At 55.9% G+C, this 5,037-nt stretch carries 5 protein-coding genes; all 5 read left to right on the plus strand.

The genetic code is table 11. The features are described 5' to 3' along the window. Positions 1-1,079, plus strand: a 1,079-nt coding sequence (locus AB4043_RS14045; RefSeq protein ID WP_442307318.1) for a GumC family protein, incomplete at its 5' end; no start/stop codon positions are given. A gap of 14 nt (positions 1,080-1,093) precedes the next feature. Continuing rightward, complete coding sequence (locus tag AB4043_RS14050) at positions 1,094-1,756, plus strand: hypothetical protein (protein WP_442300913.1); 663 nt, start codon at positions 1,094-1,096, stop codon at positions 1,754-1,756. After that, positions 1,735-2,439 (plus strand): polysaccharide biosynthesis/export family protein, encoded by a 705-nt coding sequence (locus tag AB4043_RS14055; protein WP_442307319.1) that lies wholly within the window; start codon positions 1,735-1,737, stop codon positions 2,437-2,439. The genes AB4043_RS14050 and AB4043_RS14055 overlap by 22 nt, the downstream gene beginning before the upstream one ends. A gap of 96 nt (positions 2,440-2,535) precedes the next feature. After that, entirely contained in the window at positions 2,536-4,074 is a 1,539-nt protein-coding gene (locus tag AB4043_RS14060; RefSeq protein WP_442300911.1) for a sugar transferase, read from the plus strand. Next, positions 4,071-5,037, plus strand: a 967-nt coding sequence (locus AB4043_RS14065) for a glycosyltransferase (RefSeq protein WP_442307320.1), incomplete at its 3' end; no start/stop codon positions are given. The genes AB4043_RS14060 and AB4043_RS14065, both read left to right, overlap by 4 nt.

Consider the following 5,037-nt stretch of genomic DNA (forward strand, 5'->3'; position numbering starts at 1 on the left):
TGAATGCCTTCCTTGCGAAACATCGTGAGATTGCACAGCCGCCGGGAACCTCCCAATTCTTCGCCAACGAAGCCGCACACTACAAAACCGATCTCGACAAAGCGCAGCTGGAGCTGGCGCAGTATCAACAGCAGCACAATATCGTATCGCTGCCCGAGACAGAGCAGAATATCGATCGCCAGATCAATGACGCCCAGACTGAAGTGAGAAGCCTGGACGCTCAAATCGGAGAGATGACACAGCGCATCGCGAGCGACACACATCAACTGTCCGGCATCGCTCCGCGGCAGACGACGCAGCAGCGCACCATTCCCAATGACTACTCCGTGGAACGATTGAATACCTTGCTTGCCGAGTTGCAGAATGAGCGCACCTCGTTGCTGACGAAGTTCACCCCGCAGGACCGCATTGTGCAGGAGATTGAAACGAAAATCTCGAACACCAAATCTGCCCTGAAGAATGCGCAACAGATGACCTCGCAGGAGAGCTCGACGGACGTAAACCCGGTCTGGCAGTCCATGACTGGCTCCATCATCCTGAACCAGACGAATCGTAAGGCCTTACAGGCCAAACGCGATGCACTGTCCCAACAGGTTAGCGAGCTCCGCAGGAATCTCTCTCACGCTGAAGACTCTACGGTCGAATACACGACGCTACGCCAGAAGGTTGCCGACCTGACCAATAACTATCAGCTTTATACGCAAAAGCACGATGAAGCACAGATGGCGGACTCCATGAACGAAAACCGCCTGCTCAACGTTGCAATACAACAAAATCCGACCTACTCTGCGATGCCATTTCGTCCAAAGCCAGTCGTGGACTCGATCCTGGGTGGTCTCACTGCAATCTTCCTCGCCAGCTTCCTGGTATTCCTCGCCGAGATGGGAAGAGAAACCATTGCCAACTCGTACGAGTTGGACAAATACGCGCGCTATCCAGTCCTGGCAACAGTGCCGCTGGATAAGGACCGCAAGAGAAAGAAAGAACGGCTTCCGGACTTTGGTCCGGTCTTGATTGGACTTACTGCCAACGCGGAACCACAAAAGATACAGAGGGCAAGTCTAGTTCGATATCGCTAAGAAGGGTACCTGATATGAAGATAATTCTCGATCATCCGGAGACGGCAGAATGGGCAGCATCGGCAGATGTCTCACGCTCGGTATATCAAACACTCCTCTACACCATCCTGCAGAAGCCGCGAGAGCAGGATTCCGGAGTGGTTATCGCCCTTTGCTCAAGTAACACCGGCGGAGGTGTCACCTACGTAGCCCGGGCTTTGCTCCAGGAACTCTCCAGCTCTGACCTTTCGTCGGTAGCCGGAATCAATTTGAGCTTCTTACGCAAGCTGCATGAGCCAACTGTCGAAGCCATCCGCAACTCGGTTGCAAGATCGGGAAATCACCCTAAGGAAGACTATGGAGATGATGCGGCAGGTAGTCCCCGGCCGCTCGTGCTGTCGGAACGGCGTAGTCCATGGGATTGCAGTTGGCGCTACCGGCGCGACTGTATCGAGCTCCTGCGCTCTGAATTTGACTACACGATCATCGACTGCCCTTCCCTGGATCAATCCGGAGACCTGTTCAGCATTGCCCCATTCGTCGATGGCGTCATTCTGGTGGCGGAGGCCAACCGAACACTCCGACATCAGCCACGCCAGGCCGAGCAGGCGATCACCGCTGCCGGTGGAACCGTCCTTGGTTACATCCTCAACAAGCAAACTAGCGAGGTGCCCCGATGGTTATCCCCCAGTGCATAGAAGGTAAGCAAGTTTCCGGAAGACAATGGAATGCAGTGAAGTTGGCCATTACGCTGGCCATTCTCCTGGTGGCGCCAAGCCATCGTTTGCTGGGTGCTGACCAGCAACTGCACCATCGGCCTGTGTATACCCTGCATGTTGGCGACGTCATCGTCCTCAACTATCGCTATACCCCGGAATTCAATCAGACAATCAAGGTGCAGCCCGATGGCTGCGTCAATCTGAACATCGTCGGCAACATCAAGGTCGCAGGACTCTCCATTGATGATGCCCACAATCAAATTGTGCAGAAGGCCTCTGCCCGGCTCAACAATCCGGAACTGACAATCACGCTGCAGGAGTTCGAGCACCCATACGTGGTCATTGCCGGTGAGGTGGAACATCCCGGGAAGTTCGAGTTGCGAGACGATACAACAGCACTGCAGGCGGTTATGCTGGCAGGCGGCTTCAAAGACTCTGCGCGCGACACGCAGGTCATTCTCTTTCGGAAGATCAACGCCGATGACGCTGAAGTGCGCAAGCTCAACCTGCACAATGTGAAAACCAAGGCCGAGTTGGAAAAAGATACCGAGTTACAGCCAGGAGATATGTTGCTGGTGACCCGGAACAAAATGGAACACCTCGCCCGCTTCATGAAGGCGAGCAACCTCGGCATATTTTTCAACCCGACTCAGATGCCATAGGCATCTCTTCCTGAACGGTAACGGCTAGCTGCGCCCTGCCTCGCACAGCCGTCAGGATTCGTACGCTCTTTTTCGTTTCATCGATGGAGGTTTGCGGTGCAGCAGAAGAATTCGCAGTTCGACGATCGCTCGGCAACCCGCTTTGAGTCGCTCAGCACGCCGCTCATTGCGCCTATGCCGACAGAGTCTGCACTTCGCCTACAACCGTCAGTTGCGAGAGCCATAGCCGGACCTGCGGGCCGCATAGGCGACCTTACGTGCATGAGTGCGGCTCTTATCTATCTGGCTCTGTGGGCTGGAGGCGGACGGCCTGGGATCTCCAGCAACGTCCTTGATTTTCTGTCCATGCGGATTTCTATCGGACATTTTGCCGTACTGGCAGTATGTCTGATCCTGTGGCACACCATCTTCTCCTACTGCGGACTTTATACCTGGCGGCATGTGCGGTCGATAAAGGGCCTTCCAGGCAGAGTCGTCCTGGCAACCTTCCTCTCTTCACTGATCGCAGGAAGGACGATCTCCACGATCTGGCACCATGGCCACTTTGTAAGAGAAGCACTGCTCTTCTGGGTCATCGCCGGCACCGGCGTCATGTTGTCGAGAATCGCAATCGGGCTCTTTCGCCGTTATGTGCAACCTCGTTTCCGGAAGAGCAGATATGCCGTGATCGTCGGCAAGCGTGCGCGCGCCGGCCGGATCGCTGAGGAGCTCAAAGCACACCCGAAATGGGACTACAAGATCCTGGGCCGTGTGGACGGCATCGTATATCAGTCGAAAACGCCGGCCGACTGTCTCGGAAAGATTGGAGATCTTGAAGACATCCTGCTGAAGCAGGTCGTTGACGAGGTCATCGTCGCTCTGCCGGCGAAATCGGATTATGCCGCCATCGAACACACGATCTCGGTCTGCGAGCGAGTGGGTGTCCAGGTGCAGTATCGCGATGACCTCTTCTTCGATGCTTCGCGCCGAGGCCGCTGCTATCGGGAACGCCACGACGACCGCAAGGTAATTCTCAAGATGGTTGAGGACGACTACCGTCATCGCATTAAAAGAGGGATCGACATTGCCGGCGCACTCTTTGGCTTGATCCTCTGCGCGCCGGTGTTCCTTATCGTAGCCATTCTCATCAAGAGCACCAGCCCTGGTCCCGTGTTCTTCCTGCAGCAGCGCTATGGCCTTGGACGCCGCATCTTCCGGATCTATAAGTTCCGCACGATGGTCGTCAATGCTGAGGCTGCCCAAGCATCGCTCGAACATCTCAACGAGAATAGCGGCCCGGTGTTCAAGATCTTCAAAGATCCTCGCGTAACGAAGGTAGGAGCCTTTCTCCGCAGGACCTCCATCGACGAGATACCGCAGCTCATCAACATCCTCAAGGGAGAGATGTCCTTCGTCGGTCCACGTCCTCTGAACCTGCGCGACGTAGGTCTGTTTTCTGAGGCATGGCTGATGCGCCGTTTCAGCGTCAAACCCGGACTCACATGCCTGTGGCAGATTGGCGGACGCAGTAATGTGAGCTTCGATCGCTGGATCGAACTCGACCTGCAATATATCGACAACTGGTCACTTGAGCTCGACCTGAAGATCCTCGCCCGGACTGTGCCTGTCGTCCTGCGTGAGACGGGGGCCGCATGAACTCCTTCGGACGCATGCGAGTCCTCTATATCAACCACACAGGCCAGGTGAGCGGCGCGGAGAGAGTCCTTCTGGACATGATCAAAGGACTTGACCGCAGATACTACGAACCCTTCGTTGCATGCCCAGCGGATGGTCGCCTTACCAGGGCGGTAACGGCAGAAGACGTTCCATGCGTCGAAATCCCACAGGTACGGGCCCGCTTCGGATGGCGACTGAGCCAGCTATGGCAAGCCGCCCGGACAATAAGCCAGGCCGTAGTTGCCGTTCGCCGGACGGTCGCCTATCTCAAACCCGACATTGTTCATGCGAACACATTGCGTGCAGGCATCGTTGTTTCCCTGGCGACTGCAGGTATGTCGCGTCCGTCAATCTGGCACGTACATGACACGCTCCCGCGACATCCTTTCAGCAGCGCAATCCGCTTCCTCGCCTTTCTTTCACGCCGCACGCAAATCGTCACCGTCTCTGATGCTGTAGCCAAAGCCTTCCGTGGCCTGTTTCCCTTCGGCGGGAAAGTGAACACCATCTATAACGGAACCGATCTCGCCCAGTTCCCGCTGAAAGCCTACGGCGATCGTGATTTTCGGTCGACAATCGGAGTTCCCGACAATGCATTTCTGGTTTGCGCTGTAGGACAGATCTGCGCGCGCAAGGGGCTGGTGGAGCTCGTCCGAGCCTTCCAGGGCATACGTCAACTGGCGCCGACGATGCATCTCGTCATCGCGGGAAAGGTCGTCTTCGATCATGAGCAGGAGTACTTTGAGACGCTTCGCCATGTTGCAGCCACACCGGAGCTCAAGGGCCGGGTGCACCTCATTGGTGAAATCCGTAATACGTCGGCACTCCTGCGAGCAGCCGACCTGCTTGTATTGAACTCCTTGGACGAACCTTTTGGCCTGGTCCTCATAGAAGCGATGTCCAGCGGTACGCCTGTGCTTACGACACGCACAGGAGGAATTC

The sequence above is a fragment of the Terriglobus sp. YAF25 genome (genome assembly GCF_052113305.1).
Lineage (GTDB): Bacteria > Acidobacteriota > Terriglobia > Terriglobales > Acidobacteriaceae > Terriglobus.